We start from the raw sequence: 25,174 nt of genomic DNA, 5'->3' as shown, positions 1-25,174 counted from the left end.
GTCAGGCGTCGTAGTCGATCGTGAGCTTGTCGGTGGTGGGGCTGGACTGGCAGGTCAGCACGTAACCGGCGGCCAGTTCGTCGGGCTCCAGCGCGTAGTTGCGGGCCATCGTGACCGCGCCGTCGACGACCTTCGCCTTGCAGGTCGAGCAGACACCACCCTTGCAGGCGTACGGCAGCTCGCCGCGCACCTTCAGCGCGGCGTCCAGCACCCGCTCCTCGCGACCCATGGTGAAGCTCGACGAGCGGCCGTCCAGCACGATGGTCACCTCGGCCCCGGCACCCGCCTGGTCGACCGGCCGGCGCACCGGCTCCGGCGGCGCGTCGACGTGGAACAGCTCGGTGTGCACCGCCGACTCGGGCAGCCCACGTGCGGTCAGCACGTCCCGGACGTCGACCACCATGCCGTACGGGCCGCAGAGGAACCACTCCTCGATGACCTCGCCCGGCACGATGGTGTCCAGCAACCGGCTCAGCCGCTCGGCGTCGATCCGACCGGACAGCAGCGGCGACTCGCCCTGCTCCCGGGAGAGGACGTGCACCAGGTGCAGCCGGGTTGGGTGGCGGTCCTTCAGGTCGGCCAGCTCCTCGGCGAACATCACCGTGTTGGCCGTGCGGTTGCCGTACACCAGCGTGAAGGTGCTGGCCGGCTCGACGGCCAGGGCGGTCGCGACCAGCGCGAGCACCGGGGTGATGCCGGAGCCGGCGACGACCGCGCCGTAGTGCCGGGCGCGGTCCGGCGCGAACGCCGTGGTGAAGGTGCCCAGCGGCGGCAGCACCGCGACGGTGTCGCCACCGCGAAGCGCCCCGCAGGCGAACGCGGAGAAGGCGCCACCGGGGATCTCCCGCACCCCGATCCGCAACCGGCCGCGCCGGGCCAGGTCGTCGGGGGTGGAGCAGATCGAGTACGACCGCCGCACGTCGGCGCCGTCCGGCGCGGCCTGGCCCGGAAGACGCACGGTGAGGTGCTGGCCCGCACGGAACGCGAATGTCTCCCGCAGTTCCTCGGGCACGGCGAAGGTCACCGCCACTGAATCGTCGGTGAGCCGGTCGACGGCGGCGACGGACAACGGGTGGAAGACCGGCCGGCGGCGAACCGGGCGGGTGATGGTGACAGTCACAGCGCCTTCAGGTGGTCGAAGGGTTCGGAGCAGGAGCGGCATCGCCACAGCGCCTTGCACGCCGTGGAGCCGAACCGGCTGACCTGCTCGGTCTCCGGCGAGCCGCACCGCGGGCAGCGGACCGCGAGGATCAGCGACACAACGCCGGCGGCGGGCACCGGGGCGGGCGGGGCGATCCCGGCGGCGGCGAGCTTCGCCCGCCCGCCCTCGGAGATCCAGTCGGTGCTCCACGGTGGGCTGTAGACGGTCCGGACCTCGGCGTCCGGGTGGCCGGCGGCGGCGAGCGCGCTGCGGATGTCGGCCCGGATCACGTCCATCGCCGGGCAGCCGGTGTAGGTCGGGGTGATGGTGACGGTGACCCGGCCACTGGCCGGATCCTCCTCGACCGCGCGCAGGATGCCCAGCTCGTCGATGGTGATGACCCGGATCTCCGGGTCCACCACCGACGCGGCCGCCGCCCTGGGGTTCACCACTGCGCCCCGGGGTGGGCGCGGTGCAGCACCTGCATCTCGGCGAGCAGGTAGGCCAGGTGCTCGGTGTGCACACCGGCCCGCCCGCCGGCCGGGGCCCAGGCACTGCCCGGCAACGTGAGCGTCGCCTCGGCCAGCACCGGGCCGACGACCTCGTCGAACGCCGGCCGCAGGGTGGCCGGGTCGACCGGCGCCGCCGGGTCCGCGGTGAACAGCTCATGGGTGTACGGCCACACGTGGTCGACGGCCGCCTGCATCCGACGGTGCGACTCCTCGGTGCCGTCACCGAGCCGCTTCACCCACAGCGCGCCGTGGTCCAGGTGGTACGCCGACTCCTTGCGCGCCTTCGCGCCGATCGCCGCCAACCGCTCGTCAGCGCAGCCGGCCAGCGCCGTGTACAGCGGCAGTTGGTACGCCGCCAGGAAGAACAGCTTCGCCATCGTCACCGCGAAGTCGCCGTTGGGCAGCTCGACCAGGAGCACGTTGCGGAACTGGCGGTCGTCACGCAGGTACGCCAGCGCGTCCTCGTCGCGCCCGGCGCCCTCCAACTCGCCCGCGTACGACAGCAGCAGGCGCGCCGCGCCGAGCTGGTCGAGGGCGATGTTGGCCAGCGCGATGTCCTCTTCCATCTCCGGGGCACGGGTGGTCCACTCGGCCAGCCGCTGGGCCGCGATCAACGCGTCGTCGGCGAGGGCGAGAGTGAAGTCGAAGGGCCCGCTCACAGGTGAGCCACCCCGTCCGGCACCTCGTAGAAGGTGGGGTGGCGGTAGACCTTGTCGGCGGCCGGGTCGAAGAAGGCGTCCTTCTCGTCCGGGCTGGACGCGGTGATCGCGCCGGCCGGCACCACCCAGATCGACACGCCCTCCTGACGGCGGGTGTAGAGATCGCGGGCGTTGCGCAGGGCAAGCTCGGCGTCGGGGGCGTGCAGGCTGCCGACGTGGGTGTGCGACAGCCCGCGCCGGGCCCGCACGAAGACCTCCCACAGAGGCGAATGACTCGTCACGCCGGGTTGCTCGGCACGCTCGCTCACGCCGCCACCTTCTCCTTGTTCGTCCGCTTCGCGGCGTACGCCGCGGCGGCCTCGCGTACCCAACTGCCGTCGGCGTGCGCGGCACGGCGGTGGGCCATCCGCTCGCGGTTGCACGGCCCGTCGCCGGAGATCACCCGCATCAGCTCGTCGTAGTCCGGCTGGGTGTAGTCGTACGCCTGCCGCTCGTCGTTCCAGCGCAGGTCGTCGTCGGGGATGCGGACCCCGAGGATCTCGGCCTGCTGGACGCACATGTCGACGAAGCGTTGACGCAGGTCGTCGTTCGAGAAGCGCTTGATCTTCCAGGCCATCGACTGGGTGGAGTGGGTGGAGTCGCCGTCCGGGGGGCCGAACATGGCCAGCGACGGGTACCACCACCGGTCCACCGCGTCCTGGGCCATGGCGTGCTGCTCGGGGGTCCCGTGCGCCAGGGTGTGCAGGATCTCGTAGCCCTGCCGCTGGTGGAACGACTCCTCCTTGCAGACCCGGATCATGGCGCGGGCGTACGGGCCGTAGGAGCAGCGGCACAGCGGCACCTGGTTGACGATCGCCGCACCGTCCACCAGCCACCCGATGGCGCCCACGTCGGCCCAGCTGAGGGTGGGGTAGTTGAAGATCGAACTGTATTTCTGGCGGCCGTCGAGCAGCAGCTGGACCAGTTCGTCGCGGCTGATGCCGAGGGTCTCGGCGGCGGCGTAGAGGTAGAGGCCGTGACCCGCCTCGTCCTGCACCTTGGCCAGCAGGATCGCCTTGCGCTTGAGCGACGGCGCCCGACTGATCCAGTTGCCCTCCGGCTGCATGCCGATGATCTCGGAGTGGGCGTGCTGGGCGATCTGCCGGATCAGCGTCCGCCGGTACGCGTCGGGCATCCAGTCGCGGGGTTCGATCTTCTGCTCGGCGTCGACGACCTCGGCGAAGTACGCCGCCAGGTCCTCGTCCGGCGCGGGCCCGCCCCGCCGCCCGCGCGCCGCCGCTGCCCGCAGCTCGGCCTCGGCGGCCTCGACCTCGCCCAGCAGACCGCCGGGCGCGTCGTCCGGGGCGCTGTCCGGGGCGGAGAAGTCGTTGCCATACATGAGGCTAAGTGTTACAGCTTGCGCCTCGTTGCACCAGGGGGTGTAACAGGAATCCGCGCATCCCATCCGTAGTCGAATGACTGCTTTGTGCGACCTGGGCGTCATTGGATCGCCGTGACTTGGGCCACGAAACAAAGGTGAACCCCTGCAAAAACCTCATACCGGCCCCATATCCCGCCTTTATCGCAGGTTGCCTAGTGTCGAAACCTGGCGGCCGGCCGGTCCGGACGTAGACTTCTGCCGGACAACCGATCGGCTGCCGCGCATCGACATCTCCACCGAGGCCACCTCCCCCGGCCTCGGCGATCGCACCCGATTCGTCCCGACGACAAGCCGGTCCCCCCGGCCCTGACACCTGGAGTTCACCCACTCATGCGATCTCGCGTGACCCTGGTGCTCGCCATCACGGCAGTCGTGCTCGGCGGCGTCCTGCTGGTCCCCACCGCGTACGCCCGACTCGCCAGCGACGACAGCGGCGGAGGCGGCGGTGGCGGCACGTCGAGCGTCGCCGCGCCCGCACCCACGCCACCGCCGCCACCCACCCTGGCGGCCGGCCCGGTGTCGGTGAGCTTCAAGGGTGCCTTCTTCTCGTGGGCCCTGCTGGACCGCAAGACGGGCAAGATCGCCGGGTCGCCGAACATGACCGCGACCAACTCCACCGAATCGATGATCAAGGCGTGGATCGTCTCCGACTACCTGCGACAGCTCGGTGACAAGGAGCCGTCGGCAGAGCGGAAGAAGCAGGCGAGCGCTGCCATCCGGAACAGCAACGACGATGCGGCCGAATCGCTCTACAACGCTGGCGGCAGGCGACCCGTGCTTACTCGACTGATCAAGATGTGCAAGCTCACCGACACGAAGATCGAATCGAGCAAGGCCAGGTGGGCGTACACCCAGATGTCCCCCCGCGACGCCGTGCGAATGGGCGATTGCATCGCGGACGGCGTTGCCGCTGGACCGAATTGGACCAAGTGGGTGCTCAGCGAGATGAGTAAGGTGCAGGGCACCACTGCTGACAAGGATCAGCAGCTTAAGCAGGGCGGTGGCCGGTGGGGCATCATCGACGGCCTGCCGACCCAAATCAAGACACAGGGTCCCATCAGCATAAAGAACGGTTGGACGATGCTCTGGGCTGATGTCCAGTGGCATCTGAACTGCCTTGCGGTGACCGACAAGTGGACCTTGGCGGTCATGATGCGCTATCCGCAGAAGAATGGTCTGGACTACGGCGCGAAGGTCTGCGCCAGCGTGGCCACCCAACTGGTCACCCCGCAGCCGGGTGCCGCGCTCAAGGTGCCGCAGCAGCCGGTCGGGAAGCTCTGATGGCCGGCACCCGTCGGGGAAACCGGCGCGGCGACGGCGACGCCTCCCCGATGCGGCTGATCGCCATCGCGGTCATCCTCATCGGCCTGGTGCTGGTGTCACTGCGGCTGCTGCCCGGGTCGCCGTTCGAGTCGTCCGCCGCCGCCAAGTGGGGCGACGCCGGCACCAGCGACCGGCCCACCGGCTCCGGCACCGACCGCAGCGCCCGCCAGCCGTCCGCGCCGTCACCGAGCCCCAGCCCGTCGCTGGAGCCGCTGCCCTTCGCGGCCAAGAATCTCGACCTCGACATCGAGGGCTGGTACGCCTGGAGCGTCCTGGACCGCCGAACCGGAAAGATCATCGGTTCGAAGAACATGGACGAGACCAGCACCACCGCCTCCATGATCAAGGCTTGGATCGTGGCGGACTACCTGCGTCGCGCGGCCGACGCCGGCCAGACCCCGAGCGACGCGAAGCTCGCCGACGCGACCCGGATCATCCGGGACAGCGACAACACCCGGGCCGAGCAGTTCTACAACCTGGTCGGCCGGGACGCCTCTATCAAGCGTCTGATCTCCATGTGCGAGCTGACCGACAGCAGCGTCGCCCCCGACAAGGGCTGGAGCCGGACGGCGCTCTCACCCCGGGACACCGCCCGGCTGGGCAACTGCATCGCCACCGGCACGGCCGCCGGGCCGAAGTGGACCAAGTGGCTGCTCAACGAGATGAAGCTGGTTCGCGGAGCCGGCGACTTCGGTATCCGCAAGGCCTTCCCGGCCGCCGAGCAGAAGAAGATCGCCATCAAGAACGGGTGGATCGACCGGACCAGGGAGCAGGAGATGCACATCAACTGCCTGGCCATCGGCGACACCTGGACGATGGGCGTGATGGTCAAGTACCCGATCAACATGGGCTACGAGTACGGCATGAAGAACTGCGAGAAGATCACCGAGGCGCTGCTGCGCCCCGTTTCTTGATACGACACGACGGTCGCTGACCGCTAAAGTCGCCGGAGTTCATGCCCGCTATGGACATTGCCCACCCGGGTTCCTCGGTTGGCGAAGGGCTGCGCCGATGGCACCCGCGCGACCACAGGGATGGGCCGGGAGCGGTTTGCGGCGAGCCAGTCCCCGCGATCTGCTCGACCGGCCGCTTGCGCATTGGTACCAGATACAGCAGTGGCGCGTGTCTTGCACTGCGGATACGGTCGCCCCGCAGTGCAAGACAGTCATCAGGATCCCTCGGCCGATGCTGCCATCATGAGTATCCGCCAGCCAGACCCGCTACCCATTCCACGCCGTTCGCATCGTCATAGACCGTCAAAGACATGCCGTCATCTTCCGCGATATCGAAATCAGCGACGCCGTAATCGATGACGTTGCTGGTACCAGGCGCCGCATACAACTTAGTACACGGGAAAGTCCGGATTCCACAAAGCGTGACATAAAGGGTGTCGCCGTCATTGCGAGTGTCGTAATACCAAAGCTTTTCGTCATATGGGTGGAACTCGAACTTCGCGACCATTCCGTTGCTGTCCCGCATCTCAATCTTCATGGCCACGCCACCGGGATCCTTAACGAAATACGTGCCGTCCGCTGAGTCGTTGAGGCGACAGCCGCCGGACTCGGCAATGACGGTCAGGTTACCCTCGAGGCGCTGACAGTTGTCGGTGTCGACAAGCGCGTATTTCATCGTCAAGCTTCCGTATGCCTGGGCAGGCCCTGGTGCCACAAACAATGCGGCGAAAGTAGTGGCGCCAACAGCGACAGCCCCGCCGACCCAGCGACGAAAAGCCCTCCTGAACATGACCCTCCGCATTCTCAACGACCCCCCAGAAATCACAAATCATGCGTTGACACGACCCGTAGCTATACCTGCTACCGCCGCCAGTCCGAAGAACGGCCTTCACCTGTCGTCGTATCAATAAGCCACCACTCCTGACACAGGACTGCCGCCGTTGCCGTTGAAAATTGAGACGTACAGCTTCGTACCGTCTTTCACGTTTGTCGCGATCACTCGCCAAGACCCCCCAGCAACAATGGTCTGATAGTTGCAGGAGGCCGTCGCCGAGCCAAAGCGAACACACGCCGAGTAAACATCTGCCTCAGGAGCACTGGTGACTCGCAGATTCACGTCAACGCACCTGGAACTTGCGTAGTAGGGACCGAAGGTCGCCTGACTGCCGAGGCCAAAAGCACCGGTCTTCCAGCCCACCGCACCCCCGTAACAAGATGCGGCTGCTGCAGACGATGGTGCGGGCGCTGCAGACGCTGGCGCGGGCGCGGCGATCATGGGCGCCGCAACAGACAACACTCCTAAGGCAATTCCACTGAGAAGCCGGCGCATGATTCTCCTTTACCGAGTTTTAACCGGAGGTCGGCCGACTCCTATACCTGCAACAATCACGCGGTTTCCGGCGTGGAAGCAGGACATCGGCCTACAGCAATAATACGGACGTCAATGCAGGCTGACGAGCACCCGGCGGGAAGTTGGCGAGAATACGACAGGCGCGCCCACGTATTTCCTGCTCAGCGGGTATGCACGGCGAGTCGACGGCCCTCCGCGCCGGCCAGCCTCTTGTACCGAGCAACTTTGAGTCGCTAGGTTGCTCGAAGCCACATCCAAATGTGGCTTCGCCGATGGTCGGCGTTTTGGCAGGAGGGATTTGAATTGCATCAGTCAATCCAGGAAAAGGCTTTATGCGTCTTAGGCGGAACGTTAATCGCCGTCGCAGGAATGGCGATTCCGGCCTCCGGCGCATCCGCCGCCCCTCCATCCGTTAAGGAGAGTCGGTCGGTACAGTTCAGCGCCGCTGAGTTGACCGCGAACGCCACCCGCGCAAGCGATTCGCGGACGGTAGACGCGAAGGCTGCACGAGTACAGGAACATTTGGATCTTGCAGCTCGAAATGGCCGCCTGATCGACAAAACGAAAGTATCCGTGTCTACGGTGGAAGACCCATTCAACCGTGGCGAGCAAGTAATGCTGACGTGGGAGGGCTACAAGAGCCCGGAAAGCATCACGTACGCACGACGGGGCGGCGAGGGATCGCCATCGACGACCGCGATGGGGATTCAGTTAGGTGGAGCGAAGACGGTCGACCTGAACCGCGCCGGGCCCAAGGCCAACGGCGGAAGTGGCTACAGCGCAGCCGTCAGCACCTCGAACATGTACAAGGAGGACGGCAGCTGCGCCACCACTTGGTTCGTTCCCGGGTACGCCAGCAGCAAGGACCACAAGCTGACGTCCTGCTACGAGCTCTGGGCCCAGGATAAGACGGTGCACTTTGTCTACAACAGATGGTCGCTCTGGCAGCCAGCGCCCGCGTCCGCCATCGATGAGGTGGGCAAGACGACCGACTTCTACGTTGCCTCGCGTCCATGGCGAGGACATGAGTATAAGCTGGTGGACCTCAATGGCTGGAAACCGAGCCAGTCAGAGTTGACCAAGACCTGCACTACGGTAGCCACCGCCACAATTGGCGGCACCTACGGCGCCGTGACCGGGAATGTGGCGATCCCAATCAACCGCTGCGAACACTACGACCTTGACATTACCGCAAGCACTCGCCGAGTTGGCATCGACTTCAACGGCACCTCATCTAACAATATCCAGATGGATGTCGCAGGTGACTACGACGCCGTGAATGCCACGGTACTACCGGTCTGGGCCGACTACAACTGGGTTGAGGTTCAGTGGTGTTGGGCTTGGGGAGCAATTTGTGATCCCCCAACGCCTTGGGTTGCGAAGGACAGTGGCTGGTGACATGACTAATTCCTCCACAAGGAGGAGCTTGCGGGAGTCGCGCATCCGTCGCGGCTCCCGCGCCTCCTCCGCTGCAATCACGGTTATTGCCGTCGCCCTCTTCGCCATCAGCACCTTCGGCCTGGCCTTGTCCAGGGATGGAACCGATAACGGAAACGAGAGTATAGGCACTGGCAGGGCAGCCCCGTCCATCGCCTCCAAGTCGGACATCGACGGCCTGACTTGCGAAATGCAGGCAACGCGTGAAGCGTGCTATGACATCGAGGTGGCGGGTCGTACGTGGCGCTACACAATTCTCCCTGCGGAGAAAGCGACGAACAAGACCGCAATTATAGACCTCGGAGGGCCGGGCAGTTCAGCTCTGTCGGGGGAGCTGGAAATCGCTCAGTTCCGCTCGGCCCACCCTGGACTGGCACGTAGCTACAACCTTCTCGTAATGGAGGAGCCCTGGGTAACGGAACCCGTAACGTCAACATGTCAAGCGGCGATGGGTCGTTACTACCTTAGTCTCCGATCGACTGGGAAGGACGACATTTCGACCACCGCCCGAGACATGGCAGGGGCATGCGGGCTAAGTGATGGCAGTCGGTCGTGGGGCTTTAACGCGGCAAATTACAGCGCCTTGGTAACGGCAATTGAACGCAAGGACAAGCTGCGCATCGCCGGCTTTTTCGGCCATTCCTGGGGCTCTGTCAGGTTGGGTTACCTCCAGCGACAGTTGGACTGGCAGGTCCTTACCCGTCCATTCCCGATTGGTGCCACGGCGGAGCAAGTCGTCAGTCTGCGAACCGCCAAAATGCCCAATCTTGGGGTACCTAAACGAGTAATTGAGAACGATAAGACCACCACGCCTGAGAGAAGCGCCCCCGTTAGCCGGTTCGACCAACTCTCCGCCATAGTCGAACTCGGCTACATCGACGACCGCTTCTACGCAGAGAGCCGGGACGGCGTGGAAACCGGCACCGACAGCACGAGTATCGGGAGACTCTCGGACAGACTATGGGGTCGTTACGGCCAATGGGACGTATCGCCAGCACTGCTGGCCCGAATTCAGGAGACCTGCTCCGCGCTTCCTCCGCCCAACTCAGTGCCATCCGCCGTCGCTTCGGTCAAGGATCTGCTTCGAGCCGAATTGGCTCCTTGTAAATCCCTTAAGGCGACCAATGTCAAACACCCACCGCTCGCCCCGCGCACCTGCCTGGTATCAGGGCAGCAAGATGCCGTAACTCCTGACCGATTAATTTCGCAAAGATTCGAGTCCTGGCGAAGTCACGGGAAGTGGATCAAGTCAGGCAAGCGCTCCCACGGGTCGCTTGACGGCCTAGAGCAGTGCCTTGACTACGTCTTGCCTGATGACTAAGATCCGGTTAAGTCGATCATCGAAGGGTATGCATGGAGCCATCGGTCATTATTGTTCTTGCTGGCATTCTGGCGCTCTTGCTCGCCACGACTGCCGGGGTTTTCTTGGCGTTGCGGACCCATCGACGAGGGCAACAAAGAAGAGGGGTGATCATTGGCTGTCTGTTACTCTTTCTCGGCAGCGCGGCACTAGGCGCCTGGATTCTGTTCGATCAATGGGATGCCGCAACTCACGTACACCGACAGTTCTCGAACACGCCAACCCGATACCTCGCGCTGTCGACAGCCATGCTTCTATGGTCCGGCGGAATCGTGGCTCTTATTCGGACTGCTCTGGCGAGACCACAAGAGGAACGACGCTTTAAAGGGTAGCTGCACAAACGAAGGACGTGTCAGTCCGGGCGCCCCTTCTTTGTCCGATGCAGGGAGAGGGCAACAGGATGCACCAACAACGGGGGATCGATGAAAGCGAATACCAAAATTGGCAGGGGCGGAGCAAGCTCCTCACTGCTTGATCACTGCCCTGCTTCCCTAAGTGAGCGCCAGCGAAGCATGCTCCTTCACCTCGCAAGAGGTCTTTCCGACCGATCAGTCGCGAGTAGAATGGCTATCAGCGAGCGCACCTTGCAGCGCGAACTGAAAGAACTGATGTCGGCCTGGGGCGTATCGTCGCGTCTGCAGCTCGGTGTGCAGATTGCGTTAAGGGGCCTGCATTCCTAGCGACTGTCAACCGAGGCTCGATGGCAGGGCCGCGCCGGACGATCCTGGTCGCCTCCCACCGTTTAGCCTACACCTTAGCAAAGACCGCTGGCAGAAGTTCGATGCCCGAGCAACTCTAGCGGCCACCTCAAGCCGCTCGGCGGTGTGCGCTTCGGCAGGGAAAAATCGACCGACAATGATCCGAGCTAGCATTCCTTATGAGCACGCGATAGGCACGGTAAAGGTCTTCGAATAGCTGTGGAGGTGCGACACTATGAGCATCCGGAAACTGCGTCGTCTACTTTCGGGGGCCATTCTCACGGGGACAGCGGTCGCGAGCACCCTAGCTGTCACAACTGGCCCAGCACAGGCGTACGGGAGCCTGACGGTGCGGTTTGCCGTCGTCGACACCGGCAACTGCCAGCGCGTCGACGGCACCTTGGCAGTCATCGCTGAGTCCGGGGGATGCCGACTCAACGATTCCGCTGATGGCACCTACTTCGTCAAAGACCCTGGCGGGAGAGCCATCAAGGCCGAGGTGCGCGACGGTAGCGGCATGGTCGCCAAGTTCGAATTCCACCCTTCCGACGAACGATTCTGGTACTACGACACCCGCAACGACGGCGATACCGTCTACGGCCAGATCTGCGGTATCAGCGTCCTGCCATGTTCGAAGCTGTACGCCGCGCCCGGCACGAGCAACGTCATCGATTACGGAATCGCCGACTTCGACATCGTCGAGGACGGACGCATCGACATGAATCTGTATGACGACGCTAATGGCAATGAATGGATCAGCACCATCTTGCTCGGATCTTCCTGATAGTTTCTGTCGCTGCCGGCTTTGTCTCATAGGCTATTGAAGCGGCGGGGTGCGGAGACTCGCACTCCGCCGCAAGCAGCAACATTCGAAGGATCCCCGGCCTATCGACCGAATAGGGCATGGCGTGTGTGCTATTTGAGCCACGCGGGTATTTCGGAGGGCGGTGTGTTGCTCGGTTGGCAGACCTGACGCAGCCCCAGTCAGGGACCCGCGGCATCGGCACTTATCTACGAAGGCGCCGCTAGCCCCCCGACACTCAGAGCTGAGTGCAGCGCTGCTCCCTTGAAGCCACTGGCCGATCCGGGTGGTCAGCCGGCGAAGAACTCCGGACCGCCGTCCGGCAGCGCCGGGGCCTCGCCGATCGCGGCGGCCCGTCGGGCCCACTCGCGCAGCCCGGCGACCTGCCGGTCGCCGAGGGAGAAGTCGAGGGTACGGAAGTACGTGGCGAGCGTCGGCGCGTCGAACGCCTCCCAGCGCGCCGCCGCCTCGGCCACCTGGTCCAGCTCCGCCAGGCAGAGGTCCCGGGAGCGCAGGAAAGCCTCGTGCACCTCCTTGACCAGGCCCGGGTGGGCGGCGGCGAAGTCACGGCGGACCGCCCAGACGGCGAAGACCATCGGCAGCCCGGTCCAGTCCCGCCACGCCTGCCCGAGGTCGGTGACCGTGAGGCCCCTCTGCGGCGCCTCGTAGTACGCCCGCAGCGCCACGTCCCCGATCAGCACGGCCGCGTCGGCCTCCAGCAGCATCTGGGTCAGGTCCGGCGGGCAACGGAAGTACTCGGGTCGCACGTTGTACTGCTCGGCGAGCAGCAGTTGCGCCGTCATCACCCCGGTCCGCGAGGTCGAGCCGAGCGCCACCCGGGCGCCGTCCAACTCGTCGAGGGGTCGGGTGGAGACCATGTTGACCGACAGCACCGGACCGTCGCTGCCGACCGCCAGGTCCGGGAGGAGCAGCAGCTCGTCGGCGTGCTTCAGGTACTCCAGCAGCGTGATCGGGCCGATGTCGAGGTCGCCGGCGACCAGCGCCGCACTCAACCGGTCCGGCGAGTCCTTGTGCAGGTCCACGTCGAGCAGGGCACCGGAGCGCATCAGACCCCAGTAGATCGGCAGGCAGTTCAGGAACTGGATGTGCCCGACTCGCGGGCGTGCGATGCGCTCAGCCATGGCCCGACCGTATCCCCGGCGGCGGGCGCCGGCTCGGCGGGCCGGCCCGGAGTGGCCAACCCCGCACTTGACCGGGCAGCTCGGCCGCCTGCCGGCGCGTCGGCCGCTCGTCGACCGCCTGCCGGCGCGTCGGCCGCTCGTCGACCGTCTGCCGGGGCGTCGGCCAGCGACGACCGTCGTACCGCCCGGGTCACGACCGGCACGAAGCCCAGCACCACCAGCAACCCGAGCACCCCGGCGCCGGCGATCAGCGGTCGGGGCGGAACGACTGCGAGCAACGCCCCGCCGATCAGGAAGCCCGCCATCGAGCCACCCTGCACCGCCGCGCCGTAGCTGGCGTACGCCCGGGCGCGCATCGCCTCCGGCACCCGCCGAGCGGTGAGCAGGTTGGCGAAGACGTTGTCGCCGCCGTTGGCCGCGCCTCCCACCAGCCAGAGCGGCACCAGCACACCCGCCGCCGGCACCGTCGCCGCGAGCAACACCATCAGGCTGCACACGGCCAGCGTGGCCAGCACTCCCCGTACCAACGCGCCGTCGTCGTCGAGCCGCCTGGCAAGTCGTACGGCGAGCCAGGTCCCCGGCAGCATGCCGGCCATCCATGCGGCGCTGACCAGGCCGTACGTGGTCGCCGAGCCCTCCAGGGTCTCCCGGATGAAGAAGACCTCGATCACGTTGATGCCGCCGATCGCCGCGATCACCACGGCGGTGCTCATCACCATCACGAGCATCAGCGGGTCGCGGCGCAGCCGCCAGCCGATCTCCGTACCCCTCGGTGTTGTCACGCCGCCCGAGGCGGCCTGGCTGCCCCCGGCGGCGGCCTCGCTGCTCGCGGCGGCGGTCTGGCTGGCGGCGGACCGCTGGCCACCGCGTCGGGTCCGCAGCAGCAGGCCCGCGACCACGAGCGCCAGGTAGGTCACGGCATCGAGAAGCAGCGGTACGCGGGTGCCGAACTGTCCCACCAGCAGACCGGCCAGCACCGGGCCGCCGAGCGCACCGAGCGAGACGGCGGTCTGACTGATCGCGCTGGCGCGCGGCAGATCGGCTGGGCGGACCATCGCCGGCAGCAGCGCCGCGAGGCAGGGTTGCGTCACCGCGAGCCCACAGGCCAGCAGGGCGACGAGCCCGACCACCAGGACCGGTTGTTCGACGACGGCAAGGAGCGCGCAGATTGCGGCCTGCCCGAACCCGATGGTCACCAGCAGGGTGCGGCTGTCCATCCGGTCGGCGAGTCGGCCCGCGAGCGGGGCGAGCACCACCAGGGGCAGGGTGGCGGCGAGCAGCAGGCCCGACACGGCCAGTCCACCGGCACCGGCTCCCTGCAGGGCCAGTGCCAGCGCGGTCGCCGCGAGGAAGTCGCCGCAGATGGTGGTGCCCCGGGCAGCGGCGGCGAGCCAGACGTCCGCCCAGCGCGACTCGTCAGTTGTGAAGGACATACTTCGAAAATAATCCTTCACAACTGATTCATGCAACCCCGCCTATGCCAACGGCACCGTCCGGTACTGCACAGCGACAGTGCGCGCCCCCGGCGGCGGCTCACCCTGCCGCCGTCGCGCGTGGTACGGCCGGAGCAGCGCCAGCACCGCCTCGTTCAACTCGGCCAACTCCTCGGCGGTGAGCAGCAGGAGGGTGTCGCTGAACAGCGCCGTGTCGTACCACTCGGCGGGCTCGTCCCCGGCGCGCCGCAACCAGTCCCGGGTCCGCTCCATGGCCCGGACCGCATGCGCCTCCACCAGCGCCTGCTCGGCCGCCCGCGCCTCGGGCCCAGCGTCATGACCCGCCTCGACCAGCACACTCGCGCTCGACACCCGCCACAACCGCTCGCGCGCGTCCCCCCGGCTCGGCGCCTGCTCGACCAACCCGAACTTCGCCAGCGCCCGCAGGTGGTAACTGGTGGCGCTCGGCGACAGCCCGACGATCTCGGCACACTCGGTGGCGGTCCCACCGGCCTCGCGGCTGTTCAGGTACTCCATGATCGCGATCCGCGCCGGATGGGCCATCGCCCGCATCACCTGCGGGTCGCTGATCGTCATCCGGCGCGAATCGGAGCGGGCCTCGGTCATAGGCCCATGATCCCGGCAGACCCCCCAACCTGCCATCACCCCCACGTCCCGCCCGGGTCAGCTCGCGTCGGCCACGCCCTGCCCGTCGCTAGCGAGCAGGCGGATTCGACGGCAAGCGCGGCGTGGATGCCTTGGTTTCTCCTCATTGATCGACACTGACCCGAAAGTGTCGTACACCAGTTCTATTCTGACTACGTGTTGGAGGCGTTGGAGCAGGTGGGCGGCGCGGTTGACGACTGCGCCGAGACCACACTCTGGGGGCTCTCCGATGACGAGTTGCCTGCTTCTCTCGACGCTACTCAGGTGCTGTCGCAGCGGCTGGCAACCGTTCAGCTCGGTCTGGTCCGCGAGCTTGACGGCCGCGGGCTGGCGGTCACCCAGGGCGCCTCATCCACGGCAGTCTGGCTGCGCGATCGGCTGCGGCTCTCCGGTCGCAGCGCGCGCCAACTGGTCCAACTCGCCGCCACCATCGACGCCGCCCCGCCAGCGGTGCGCGACGCGCTGCTCAGCGGTGCCATCACCGTCGAGCAGGGGCGGGTGGTGGCCGAAACGATCGCCGCCCTTCCGGTCGAGGCTGGTCCCGAAGTTGCCGACAAGGCCACTCAACTGCTGGTCACCTGGGCTGACCGTTTCGATCCCACAAGCCTCGGCCGGCTCGGCGAACGCGTCCTCGCGCACGTCGCCCCGGAGCTGGCCGACCAGGCTGAGCTCAAGGCTCTGGAGCGGGCCACCGAGCGGGCCGAGGCCCGCCGGCACGTCACGCTCTCCGAGCAACAGAACGGGCAGGTACGTGTCAGCGGCAACCTCGACACCGAAACCGCGAGCCTGCTCCGCGAGGCGATCGATCCGCTCTGCGCCCCGGCCGGTGAGCACGACGACCGCACTCCTGGTCAGCGCCGCGCCGACGCGTTGGGCGAGATCTGCCGACTGGCGCTCCGCACGGGCCAACTGCCCGACAACGGCGGCGACCGTCCTCAGCTGGTGGTAACCGTGTCGCTGGACGAGCTGGTCAACGGCGTACGCGCCGGAACACTGGAGACCGGCACACGCCTCACGCCCGGCGCTGTCCGCCGCCTGGCCTGCGACGCTGGCGTGCTCCCGGCTGTGCTCGACGGCAACAGTCAGGTCCTGGACGTCGGCCGGCAGCGCCGACTCTTCACCGGCCCATTGCGGCGCGCGCTGGTCCTAGGGGACGGCGGTTGCGCCTTTCCTGGTTGTGATCGGCCGCCGAGGTGGTGCGACGGCCACCACATCCGACACTGGGCCCACGGTGGGGTGACGGCGCTGGGCAATGCGGTGCTGCTCTGCGGCTACCACCACCGGCTCATCCACCACGGCGATTGGACGGTCCGTATCGCGGCGGACGGTCGCCCTGAATTCCTCCCGCCCAGCTGGCTCGACCCACTGCGCACTCCACGTCGCAACCACTACCACCTGCGCTGCTGAACCTGCCGAGCACGCCCACGCCGCCCGAGACCGCGGCCAGCGGCCAGCGGCCAGCGGCCACGACAATCCGCTAGTCCCCGCCGCCCCAAGCCGCGTCTTCCGGTGATCGACTCGGCTTCCTGGAAATCGGGGCGTCGCACCGCCCTGGACACCGCGACTTTATGAAAACCGAGTCGATCACAGCGCCCACGACGAGCGGCGACACGCCGTCTCGGATGGGTGGTCGCGTCAGTAATTCGCTGGCTGTGGCTGGCTGGGGAGCGTAGGGTTGCAGGCCGCTTGACGGCCGAGGTGAGCTGCACCGGAACGGGCGTCGTCGCGCCGGGCGGCCGGCCATCCGCCCCCGGACACGCGAGCGCGCAGCAGATGTGAACGATGGGACGTCAGCATGCCCGCACTTGACCTCGACACCCAGCCTGACATCGACCTCGACGCGGACCTGGCCGCCGAACGCGCACACCTGTCCACCTCGCGGGCGGCGTTGGCTCGGATGCGGGCGAGGGCCGAGTCTCTCTTCGCCACCGGTGACCAGGTGGCCGGCGACGCGTACGCGGCCGAGACGCTCGGCCGCACCCTCGCTCGCCGGGTCGCCGAGTTGGCCGACGACCCGACCACACCACTCTTCTTCGGCCGCCTCGACTTCGCCGAGGCCCCAACCGACGCGACCCCAACCAGCGGGACTCCGACCAGCGCGACCCCGACCAGCGCGGCAACGACCAGCGCAACCCCAACCAGCCCGGCGCCAACCAGCGCAACCCCGCCCAGCGCAACCCCAACCAGCGCGGCCAGCCACAACCGGCCCACGGACAGCACTGCCACCGGCAGCCCGACCACGAGCGACCCGACCGCACCCGACACCAGCGGTGATCATGAGGGGCGGCGGTATCACGTGGGGCGGCGGCACGTCACCGACGAACGCGGCGAGCCGTTGGTGCTGGACTGGCGGGCACCGGTCTCCCGCTCGTTCTACCGGGCCAGCGTGCGGGATCCACAGGGGGTGGCGGTCCGGCGACGGTTCGGGTTCAGCAACGGCGTCCTGACCAGCTTCGAGGATGAGCGGCTGGATCGAGGCGAAGAGCTTGGTACGACCAGTCGGATCCTCACCGCCGAGATCGAGCGTCCGCGCGTCGGGCCGATGCGGGACATCGTGGCCACGATCCAGCCGGAGCAGGACGAGCTGGTGCGGGCCGACCTCGCCGACTCGATCTGTGTGCAGGGCGCGCCGGGCACCGGAAAGACGGCGGTGGGCCTGCACCGGGCCGCGTACCTGCTCTATCTGCACCGGGAGCGGTTGCGGCGGGCGGGTGTGTTGATCGTCGGGCCGAACCGGGCGTTCCTGTCGTACATCGCGGCGGTGCTGCCGGCGCTCGGTGAGGTCGAGGTCGAGCAGGCCACGGTGGAGGAGTTGATCTCCCGGGTGCCGGTCCGGGCGGTCGAGGCGCCGGCGGTGGCCGCGCTCAAACACGACGTACGGATGGCCGACGTGCTGCGGCGCGCGGTGCAGGCGCAGATCGGCACCCCGACCGAGTCGATCACCGTGTCGGACGGTTCGTTCCGCTGGCGGATCGGGCTGGAGCCGTTGCACCGGATCGTCGAGGAGACCCGCCGGGAGGGGCTGCCGTACGGCACTGGTCGGGAGCGCGTTCAGGCGCGGGTGGTGAGCCTGCTGCAACGGCAGGCCGAGGCGCGGCGGGCGGAGTCGCCCAGCGATGCCTGGCTGCGCCGGATGAGCCGCTGCCGTCCGGTGCTCGACTTCCTGGACGCGGTCTGGCCGGCGCTCACTCCGGAAGGGCTGGTGCACGGCCTGTTCGCCGACCCGGCGCGGCTCGCCGCCGCGGCGGACGGGCTGCTCAGCGACGCCGAGCAGGCGCAGCTCGTCTGGGCCAAGCCGGCCCGCACCCCGAAGGCGACCCGGTGGACCGCCGCCGACGCGGTGTTGATCGACGAGGCGACCGGACTGCTGGAACGGCTCTCCGGGTTCGGGCACGTGGTGGTGGATGAGGCGCAGGACCTCTCCCCGATGCAGTGCCGGGCCATCGCTCGGCGCAGCGAGCACGGCTCGGTCACGCTCCTGGGTGACCTCGCTCAGGGCACCGCGCCGTGGGCGGCGACGGACTGGCGGGAATCCCTTGCCCACCTGGGCAAGCCGGACGCGGTGGTGGTGCCGTTGACCGTCGGCTTCCGGGTGCCGGCGGCGGTGGTCGCGTTCGCGAACCTGCTGCTCCCGGCGCTCGCTGTGGACGTACCTCCGGCCGAGTCGCTGCGCCGAGACGGCGGCCTGGACGTGCGTACGGTGACCGACCTGACGTCGGCGACGGTGGCCGAGGTGCGGGCGGCGCTCGCGCACGACGGCTCGGTCGGTGTGATCGCCGCGGACGACGCTGTCGACGGCCTGCGCGCGGCGCTGGCCGAGGCGGGTGTGGAGACCGCGACCGCCGACGACGTGGCGGCCGCGGAGCGGGTCACGGTGGTGCCGGCGACACTGGTCAAGGGCCTTGAGTACGACCATGTGGTGGTGGTCGAGCCGGCGGCGATCGTCGCGGCCGAACCACGCGGGCTGCACCGGTTGTACGTGGTGCTCACCCGGGCGGTGTCCCGGCTGGCGGTGCTGCACGTTGCGCCGCTGCCCGCCCCGCTCGTCGGCGGGTCAGCCGGCTGACAGGACCGCCACGATCTCCCGCAGCGGGCGCCCGGATTCGGCCATCGGCACGTGGAACGACAGCCACGACCCGTCGGCGAAGTCGAGCCGCAGCCGCTTCCAGTTCAACCGGTACCTGCCGAACCGGGCGGTGACGCGGGTGCGCGGCACCGACCCGAGCAGTTCGATGTCGGCCTGCGCCCGTTCGTCCGCCGACGATCGGGAGAGCAGGCCGACGGGTGCTGTCGCACCGAACAGCAGCCGCTGGTCGGTGACCCCCAGCACGAGGTGACGGATGCCGAAGCCCTTCGCCGCCACGCTCAGGGCATGGTGCAGCTCGGCTGCCCGGGAGTCGGGTTCGCCCCGACCTCCGACACCGAAGAAGAGCCAGTCGACGGCGCTGTCCGCCCGACCGAAGGTGATGTTCGGTGAGAGCACGGTGAGCAGGACACCCAGAAGACTCGGCCGACCAGCGGCCGGTGGCGCCGACGGCCGTGCGGGTGGGGCTGGGGTCAGCCCTCCGCCCGCTCGGACCTTGGCCACCGCGCGCACCCGTTCGTCGGCCGGTAGCAGTCGGCTGAACCCCTCGGCGTACCGCGCCTGACCCTCGTCGTCAGTCACCAGGGCCCCTCGCGGTCGACGCTGTCCGCCACAGTGTCCGGCTCAACGCTCGGGCTTGCCACGGACCCTCCCCTGTGGCCTGTGCGACCGATCAGTCGGTCGCCACGGCTCCTCACCATAGGCACTGCTCGCCGCGACCGAAGGCCCCGCCTGTCGTGCTGGGGACATCCGGGCCTCGACTTTGTGCCGTAAAGTAGTTTGCGTGGAACTCGACGATGATTCACCGCCCACCGACGCCGCAGCGGCGCTCCGGCTGATCCAGGACCAACGGTCGGCGACGGCACGCCGGCTCGATCCCGATGCCCGCCTGCTCTACTGGCCGTGGGGTGTCGCCTGGCTGGTTGGCTTCGGGCTGTTCTTCCTGCGGTTCGCCCCCGGTGACCGTGCGCTTGTCGACCTGCCGAGCTGGCTGCCGCTGACCGTCCTCTTCGTGCTGCTCGCGGCCGCCGGAACCATCCAGGCGGTGGTCAGCGTGCGGGCCTACGGCCAGGTGAGCGGCGACTCCGCCCGACGTGGGAAGTGGTACGGCTACGCGTGGGCGCTCGGATCGGTGAGCATCTACGCGGGGCTCGGCCGGATCTCCGAGCACCTGCCCCACGACCTGGCGGCGCTGCTCTGGTCGGCGACCGCCGTCGGGCTGACCGGCGCGCTGCACATGGCCGGCGGTGCGGTCTGGCTGGACCAGGACCTCTTCCGGCTGGGCGTCTGGATCAGCGCGATCAACCTGGTCGGGGCGTTCGCCGGGCCGGGCTGGCACCCGCTCATCGTCGCGGTGGCCGGCGGCGGCGGGATCCTGGTGGCCGGCGCGATCGCCCGGCGGCGACAGCAGCGGCGACAGCAGCCGTGACCGAGCTGGATCCGGTCATCCACGCGCAGGCCCGACTGCGGGTGGTCGCCAGCCTCTCGACTCTCAACGTCGGCGACAAGATCGCTTTCCCTCGCCTGCAGGAGCTGCTCGCGATGACCGCCGGCAACCTCTCGGTGCACCTGCGCAAGCTTGAGGAGGCCGGCTACGTGGAGATCAGCAAGACCCACCGTGGACGCACCCCGGCGACCCTGGTCGGGCTCAGCCGACGAGGCCGGCTGGCGTTCGAGGAGTACACCGAAACCATCCGCGCCCTGCTCGACCCCACCCCGTCGAAGGAGCAGCCATGACCCTCGCCCGCGCCGACCAGGCCAGCCGCCGGTACGGCGACGTCCTCGCCCTCGATCGCGTCGACCTGGAAGTCCGGGCCGGTGAGCTGGTCGGCCTGCTCGGACCGAACGGCGCCGGCAAGAGCACCCTGATGAACCTGCTGGTGGGCCTGCGCCGGCCCAGCTCGGGACGGGTCGAACTGAACGGCCGCGACCCCCGCGACCCGGCCAGCCGACGGCAGATCGGAGTCACCCCGCAGGAGACCGGCCTGCCCGGCACGCTGCGCGTCGGCGAGGTCGTCGACTTCGTCTCCGCGCACTACCCCGACCCGGTGCCCCGCGGTGAACTGCTCGACCAGTTCGGTTTGGGCGACCTCGCCCGACGACAGACCGGTGGGCTCTCCGGTGGGCAGCGCCGCCGGTTGGCGGTGGCGCTGGCGTTCGTCGGCCGGCCCCGGTTGGTGCTGCTCGACGAACCGACCACCGGCCTGGACGTGGCCGCCCGGCACACCCTGTGGGACGCGATCCGGGCCTTCCACGCCGACGGTGGCACGGTGCTGTTGAGCAGCCACTACCTGGAGGAGGTGGAGGCGCTCGCGCACCGGGTGGTGGTCATCGGGCAGGGCCGGGTGCTCGCCGACGACACGGTGGACGCGGTGCGCGGCATCGTGGGCGTACGCCGGGTCAGCCTGGTCGCCGACGGCCTGCCCGACCTGCCCGGGGTGGTTCGCACCGAACGGGTCGACGGTCGACTGCACCTGCTCACCACCGACGCCGACGAGTTGGTCCGGGCGCTGGTCACGGCCGGGACCCCGTTCACCGACCTGGAGGTACGACCGACGTCACTGGAGGAGGCGTTCCTCGCCATCACCAGCGGGGACGCGCCCGCCGGCACCGGCCGACCCACCGCCGCCACTGCCGGCGGCCGACCCACCACCGTCTGAGGAGGCGACAGTGCAGCTCGCCCTGGTCCACGCCCGCTACCAGCTCCTGGAGATCATCCGGATTCCGGTGGCCGTCTTCGGCAGCGCCTTCTTCCCGGCCGCCGCCATGATCTTCTTCGTGGTGCCGTTCGCCGGGGACGATGCGGTCGGCGCCACCTACGCCACGGCGTCGATGGTCACCTTCTCGGTGATGAGCGCCAACATCTTCCAGTACGGCGTCGGTGTCGCCGAGGACCGCGACCAGCCCTGGAATCCGTACACCCGGACCTTGCCGACCGGACCGGCGCCACGGTTCGCCGGCCGGGTGCTGGCCGGCCTGGCGCTCACCTACCTCTCACTGATCCCGGTCGTGGTGATCGGCGCGACGCTGACCGCGGCCCAGCTCACCCCGGCGGCGTTCCTGCTGGCTCTCGGCACCGTGGCGGTGATCTCGGTGCCGTTCACGCTGATGGGGCTCGCCATCGGCTACTCGCTGCCCAGCAAGGCGGCGATCGTGGTGGCGCAGGTGGTCTTCCTGCCGCTGGCCTTCGGCGGCGGCCTGCTCTCCGCGCCGGGCGACGCCCCCGGGTTCATCGAGACGATCGCGCCCTACCTGCCCACCCGGGGCGCTGCCGAGTTGATGTGGGCGGCGGTCGGCGACTACCGCGTCGAACCACTGTCGCTGATCATGCTGGGGGTCTGGGTGGTGCTGCTCGCCACGCTCGCCGGTTGGGCGTACCGGCGGGACGAGGGTCGCCGGTTCAGCTGACGATTCGTCCGTTTCCGCCCCGGGGCGCGGCGGGACGGTGCCAGGATTCCGGCAGGGGGCCGCTGTGGCCGCCCCGGCCGAGAGGGGTCTTGACGTGAGCACCGTCCCGCCGGGTACGCCCTGCTGGGCCGACCTGGCCACCCCGGACCTGACCGACGCCCGGCGGTTCTACCCGGAGCTGTTCGGTTGGACCGGCCAGGTCACCCCGGAGCCCGAGGCGGGCGGCTACACGGTCTTCCTGCTCAACGGCAAACCGGTGGCCGGCGTCGGCCCGCCCGCGATCCCGGACCAGGTTCCGATCTGGTCGACGTACCTCGCCACCGACGACGCGGAACTGGTCGCCGGCCGGGTCGAACGGGCCGGCGGGCAGGTCGTCGTCCCACCGTTCGAGGTCTTCGACAGGGGCTGGATGGCGGTCTTCGCCGACCCGGCCGGTGCCACGTTCAGCGTCTGGCAGCCGCTGGCCATGGCCGGTGCCGAGGTGTTCAACGTGCCGGGCGCGATGAGCTGGAACGAGCTGGTCACCCCCGACCCCGAGGGCGCGAAGGTCTTCTACGAGCTGGTGTTCGGTTGGCAGCCGGACGACCAGGCGGTGGGCGACATGACGTACACCGGGTGGCGGCTCGGGACGCAGATCGTCGCCGGGATGATGCCGCCGCTGGCCGAAGACTTCCCGGCCGACCTGCCCGCGTACTGGACGGTGTACTTCGCGGTGGCCGACGCGGACGCCGCTGCGGCCCGCGCCGCCGAGCTGGGCGGAACGATCCTGGTCCCGCCCCGGGACATCCCGGCGGGTCGGTTCGCCGCCCTGCGCGACCCCCAGGGCGCCCTCTTCTCCGTCATCGACCTGGGCCACTGACCCCGCGTCCGCGTGATCAGTGGCGGGTGGGGCGGACGGGCACCACCAGGGGGCCGTGCGCACCGGGCACCACCCGGACGCTGGCCCGGTAGTGGGCGGCGAGCAGCTCCTCGGTCAGCACCTCGGACGGAGTCCCGGCGGCCACCACCCGACCGCCGGCGAGCATCACCATCCGGTCGGCGTACTCACCGGCCAGCGAGAGGTCGTGCATCGTGGCCAGGACGGTCAGGCCATGCTCGCGGCGCAGCTGGTCGACGACTTCGAGCACGTCCTGCTGGTGCCCGATGTCGAGCGCGCTGGTCGGCTCGTCGAGCAGCAGCAGCGTCGCGCCCTGGGCGAGCGCACGGGCGAGGAACACCCGCTGCCGTTCGCCGCCGGAGAGGGTGGCCAGTTCGCGGTGGTGGAAGCCGGTGAGGTCCAAACTCCCCAGCACCTCGTGCACGGCGGCGACGTCGGCGGCGGACTCCCGGCCCAGGGTCGGGATGTACGGGGTGCGACCGAGCAGCACGTAGTCCAGCACCGACATGCCCGACGGCACCACCGGGGACTGGGCCACCGTGGCCACCACCCGGGCCCGGTCCCGACGGCGCAGCGCGGCACTCGGCGTACCGAAGAGGGTGATCACCCCCGGCGCGGAGAGCAGGCCGCCGACGGCGCGCAACAGTGTCGACTTGCCGGCGCCGTTCGGGCCGATCACGGTGACCCACTCGCCGGTGGCGACGGTGAGGTCGACGCCGGTCAGGATCGGCGTGCCACCGAGATCGACGTGCAGCCCGCGCACCTCGACGGCCGGCGCACCGGCGGTGGGCCCGCGGCTCACGTGAGCACCCGCCGGGCGGTCCGCAGCACGAGGACGAAGAACGGGCCGCCCAGCAGGGCGGTCACCACACCGATCGGCACCTCGGACGGAGCGGCGGCGGTCCGGGCCACCACGTCGGTCAGCGCCAGGAACGCGCCGCCGAACAGCAGCGACATCGGCAGGATCACCCGGTAGCTGGACCCGGCGAGCAGTCGGACGGTGTGCGGCACGATGATGCCGACGAAGCCGATCAACCCGGTCGCGGAGACCGCCGCCGCGGTGCCCAGCGAGGCGGCGGCGATCAACAGGTAGCGGGTGCGCTGCGGGTGCAGCCCGAGACTGCGCGCCTCGTCGTCGCCGACCGCGAGGACGTCCAGCTCGCGGCGGTGCAGCAGCACCACCACGGTGGTCAGCGCGGCGTACGGCAGCACCAGCAGCACGTCGTGCCAGCCGGCGGTGGCCAGCCGGCCGAGCAGCCAGGAGTAGACCGGCTGGATGCTGTCCGCGTTCCGTTGCAGCAGGTACGTCTGCCCGGCGGAGAGGAACGCGGAGACCGCCACCCCGGCCAGGATCAGCATCGCCGGTGACCCGCGTCGCCCGCCGGCAGCCCCGAGCACGTAGGTCATCGTGACGGCGAGCAGGGAACCGGCGAACGCGGCCAACGGAATGGTCATCGGCAGCCCGGAGAGCGTGCCCTGCCGGCCGCCGCCGCCGAGGGCGATCGCCGCGGTGACCGCGAGGCCCGCGCCGGCGGCCACCCCGAGCAGGTACGGGTCGGCCAGCGGGTTGCGGAACACGCCCTGGTAGCAACCACCGGCGAGGGCGAGCAGACCGCCGACGAGCAGACCCAGCACCACCCGGGGCAGGCGCAGCTCGGTGACGATCGCGATCTCACGCTCGGTCAGCCCGCTGTCGAGGTGCACCCCGGGAACGAGGTTGAGCAGCTCGGCGGCGACGCTGCCCGGGGGCAGGCTCACCGGGCCGAGCGACACCCCGGCGACGAGCGCGACGAGCACCGCGAACAATCCCGCGACCAGCCAACGCTTGCGCAGCCCGGCCGGCCGGGCGACGGGCGGCGGCCCGGTGGGCCGGGCCACCGGGAGCGGCCCGGCCGACCGGGGCGCGGG

At 68.8% G+C, this 25,174-nt stretch carries 24 protein-coding genes; 12 read left to right on the top strand and 12 right to left on the bottom strand.

Going from position 1 to position 25,174, the window contains the following annotated elements; translation table 11 throughout:
• Position 1 precedes the first annotated feature (1 nt).
• The 5 genes from paaE to paaA are packed head-to-tail and all read right to left on the bottom strand — an operon-like array spanning position 2 to position 3,690.
• Positions 2-1,120, bottom strand: coding sequence for a 1,2-phenylacetyl-CoA epoxidase subunit PaaE (gene paaE, locus QCZ28_RS00920; RefSeq protein ID WP_279514750.1), 1,119 nt, complete (start codon positions 1,118-1,120; stop codon positions 2-4).
• Positions 1,117-1,593, bottom strand: a complete 477-nt coding sequence (gene paaD / locus QCZ28_RS00915) for a 1,2-phenylacetyl-CoA epoxidase subunit PaaD (RefSeq protein ID WP_279514749.1) — start codon at positions 1,591-1,593, stop codon at positions 1,117-1,119. Before paaD ends, paaE begins: the two co-directional genes overlap by 4 nt.
• Positions 1,587-2,312 (bottom strand): 1,2-phenylacetyl-CoA epoxidase subunit PaaC, encoded by a 726-nt coding sequence (paaC, locus tag QCZ28_RS00910; protein WP_279514748.1) that lies wholly within the window; start codon positions 2,310-2,312, stop codon positions 1,587-1,589. Before paaC ends, paaD begins: the two co-directional genes overlap by 7 nt.
• Complete coding sequence (gene paaB, locus QCZ28_RS00905) at positions 2,309-2,620, bottom strand: 1,2-phenylacetyl-CoA epoxidase subunit PaaB (RefSeq protein WP_279514746.1); 312 nt, start codon at positions 2,618-2,620, stop codon at positions 2,309-2,311. The genes paaC and paaB overlap by 4 nt, the downstream gene beginning before the upstream one ends.
• Entirely contained in the window at positions 2,617-3,690 is a 1,074-nt protein-coding gene (paaA, locus tag QCZ28_RS00900) for a 1,2-phenylacetyl-CoA epoxidase subunit PaaA (RefSeq protein WP_279514745.1), read from the bottom strand. The genes paaB and paaA overlap by 4 nt, the downstream gene beginning before the upstream one ends.
• A 372-nt stretch (positions 3,691-4,062) precedes the next feature.
• On the opposite strand from paaA, the gene QCZ28_RS00895 reads away from it, so the two are divergent.
• Together QCZ28_RS00895 and QCZ28_RS00890 are read left to right on the top strand one after the other, a co-directional pair.
• Positions 4,063-5,013, top strand: a complete 951-nt coding sequence (locus tag QCZ28_RS00895) for a hypothetical protein (protein WP_279514743.1) — start codon at positions 4,063-4,065, stop codon at positions 5,011-5,013.
• Positions 5,013-5,969 carry a hypothetical protein gene (locus QCZ28_RS00890; protein WP_279514741.1) on the top strand — a complete coding sequence of 319 codons (957 nt, stop codon included), beginning with the start codon at positions 5,013-5,015 and terminating at the stop codon, positions 5,967-5,969. Before QCZ28_RS00895 ends, QCZ28_RS00890 begins: the two co-directional genes overlap by 1 nt.
• 280 nt (positions 5,970-6,249) lie before the next feature.
• On the opposite strand, the gene QCZ28_RS00885 is transcribed toward QCZ28_RS00890, so the two are convergent.
• The gene (locus tag QCZ28_RS00885; protein ID WP_279514740.1) at positions 6,250-6,684 is read right to left on the bottom strand and encodes a hypothetical protein; all 435 of its coding nucleotides are present in this window, start codon (positions 6,682-6,684) and stop codon (positions 6,250-6,252) included.
• A gap of 1,044 nt (positions 6,685-7,728) precedes the next feature.
• Here QCZ28_RS00885 and QCZ28_RS00880 point away from each other — a divergent pair.
• The 3 genes from QCZ28_RS00880 to QCZ28_RS00870 all read left to right on the top strand — a co-directional run bounded on the left by QCZ28_RS00880 (position 7,729) and on the right by QCZ28_RS00870 (position 11,638).
• Complete coding sequence (locus tag QCZ28_RS00880) at positions 7,729-8,757, top strand: hypothetical protein (protein ID WP_279514739.1); 1,029 nt, start codon at positions 7,729-7,731, stop codon at positions 8,755-8,757.
• 28 nt (positions 8,758-8,785) lie between these two features.
• Positions 8,786-10,117: a hypothetical protein gene (locus tag QCZ28_RS00875; protein WP_279514738.1), complete on the top strand. Its 1,332-nt coding sequence runs from the start codon at positions 8,786-8,788 to the stop codon at positions 10,115-10,117.
• A 1,086-nt stretch (positions 10,118-11,203) separates the two neighbouring features.
• Positions 11,204-11,638 (top strand): hypothetical protein, encoded by a 435-nt coding sequence (locus QCZ28_RS00870; RefSeq protein WP_279514736.1) that lies wholly within the window; start codon positions 11,204-11,206, stop codon positions 11,636-11,638.
• 308 nt (positions 11,639-11,946) lie between these two features.
• Here the strand turns inward: QCZ28_RS00870 and QCZ28_RS00865 are convergent, their stop codons facing one another.
• From QCZ28_RS00865 to QCZ28_RS00855, 3 genes are read right to left on the bottom strand one after another with little or no spacing between them, the layout of a single operon-like run.
• Positions 11,947-12,798, bottom strand: coding sequence for a menaquinone biosynthesis protein (locus tag QCZ28_RS00865; RefSeq protein WP_279514734.1), 852 nt, complete (start codon positions 12,796-12,798; stop codon positions 11,947-11,949).
• Positions 12,750-14,231 carry an MFS transporter gene (locus QCZ28_RS00860; protein WP_279514733.1) on the bottom strand — a complete coding sequence of 494 codons (1,482 nt, stop codon included), beginning with the start codon at positions 14,229-14,231 and terminating at the stop codon, positions 12,750-12,752. Before QCZ28_RS00860 ends, QCZ28_RS00865 begins: the two co-directional genes overlap by 49 nt.
• 42 nt (positions 14,232-14,273) lie before the next feature.
• On the bottom strand, positions 14,274-14,858 hold the full coding sequence (locus QCZ28_RS00855; protein WP_279514732.1) for a winged helix-turn-helix domain-containing protein: 585 nt from the start codon (positions 14,856-14,858) through the stop codon (positions 14,274-14,276).
• Between the two features lie 195 nt (positions 14,859-15,053).
• Between QCZ28_RS00855 and QCZ28_RS00850 the strand changes: the two genes are divergently transcribed.
• Positions 15,054-16,304 (top strand): HNH endonuclease signature motif containing protein, encoded by a 1,251-nt coding sequence (locus QCZ28_RS00850; protein ID WP_279514731.1) that lies wholly within the window; start codon positions 15,054-15,056, stop codon positions 16,302-16,304.
• Positions 16,305-16,692: 388 nt separating this feature from the next.
• On the top strand, positions 16,693-18,963 hold the full coding sequence (locus tag QCZ28_RS00845; protein ID WP_279514730.1) for an AAA family ATPase: 2,271 nt from the start codon (positions 16,693-16,695) through the stop codon (positions 18,961-18,963).
• On the opposite strand, the gene QCZ28_RS00840 is transcribed toward QCZ28_RS00845, so the two are convergent.
• The gene (locus QCZ28_RS00840; protein ID WP_279514729.1) at positions 18,952-19,563 is read right to left on the bottom strand and encodes a hypothetical protein; all 612 of its coding nucleotides are present in this window, start codon (positions 19,561-19,563) and stop codon (positions 18,952-18,954) included. The genes QCZ28_RS00845 and QCZ28_RS00840 overlap by 12 nt on opposite strands.
• Before the next feature lie 202 nt (positions 19,564-19,765).
• On the opposite strand from QCZ28_RS00840, the gene QCZ28_RS00835 reads away from it, so the two are divergent.
• The 5 genes from QCZ28_RS00835 (at position 19,766) to QCZ28_RS00815 (ending at position 23,248) form a co-directional block, all read left to right on the top strand.
• On the top strand, positions 19,766-20,410 hold the full coding sequence (locus tag QCZ28_RS00835) for a transporter (RefSeq protein ID WP_279514727.1): 645 nt from the start codon (positions 19,766-19,768) through the stop codon (positions 20,408-20,410).
• A complete protein-coding gene (locus tag QCZ28_RS00830; protein WP_279514726.1) occupies positions 20,407-20,718 on the top strand; it encodes a transcriptional regulator in 312 nt (103 codons plus the stop codon). The genes QCZ28_RS00835 and QCZ28_RS00830 overlap by 4 nt, the downstream gene beginning before the upstream one ends.
• Positions 20,715-21,641, top strand: coding sequence for an ABC transporter ATP-binding protein (locus QCZ28_RS00825; protein WP_279514725.1), 927 nt, complete (start codon positions 20,715-20,717; stop codon positions 21,639-21,641). The genes QCZ28_RS00830 and QCZ28_RS00825 overlap by 4 nt, the downstream gene beginning before the upstream one ends.
• A gap of 10 nt (positions 21,642-21,651) precedes the next feature.
• Entirely contained in the window at positions 21,652-22,389 is a 738-nt protein-coding gene (locus tag QCZ28_RS00820) for an ABC transporter permease (protein ID WP_279514724.1), read from the top strand.
• Positions 22,390-22,483: 94 nt separating this feature from the next.
• Positions 22,484-23,248, top strand: coding sequence for a VOC family protein (locus tag QCZ28_RS00815; RefSeq protein WP_279514722.1), 765 nt, complete (start codon positions 22,484-22,486; stop codon positions 23,246-23,248).
• Between the two features lie 16 nt (positions 23,249-23,264).
• Here the strand turns inward: QCZ28_RS00815 and QCZ28_RS00810 are convergent, their stop codons facing one another.
• A complete protein-coding gene (locus QCZ28_RS00810; protein ID WP_279514721.1) occupies positions 23,265-24,068 on the bottom strand; it encodes an ABC transporter ATP-binding protein in 804 nt (267 codons plus the stop codon).
• Positions 24,065-25,144, bottom strand: a complete 1,080-nt coding sequence (locus tag QCZ28_RS00805) for an iron ABC transporter permease (RefSeq protein WP_279515276.1) — start codon at positions 25,142-25,144, stop codon at positions 24,065-24,067. The genes QCZ28_RS00810 and QCZ28_RS00805 overlap by 4 nt, the downstream gene beginning before the upstream one ends.
• Between the last annotated feature and the right edge of the window lie 30 nt (positions 25,145-25,174).

The sequence above is a fragment of the Micromonospora sp. DH14 genome (assembly GCF_029809455.1).
GTDB classification, from domain to species: Bacteria; Actinomycetota; Actinomycetes; order Mycobacteriales; family Micromonosporaceae; genus Micromonospora; species Micromonospora parva.
This window is presented reverse-complemented; position numbering and strand designations above follow the sequence as displayed.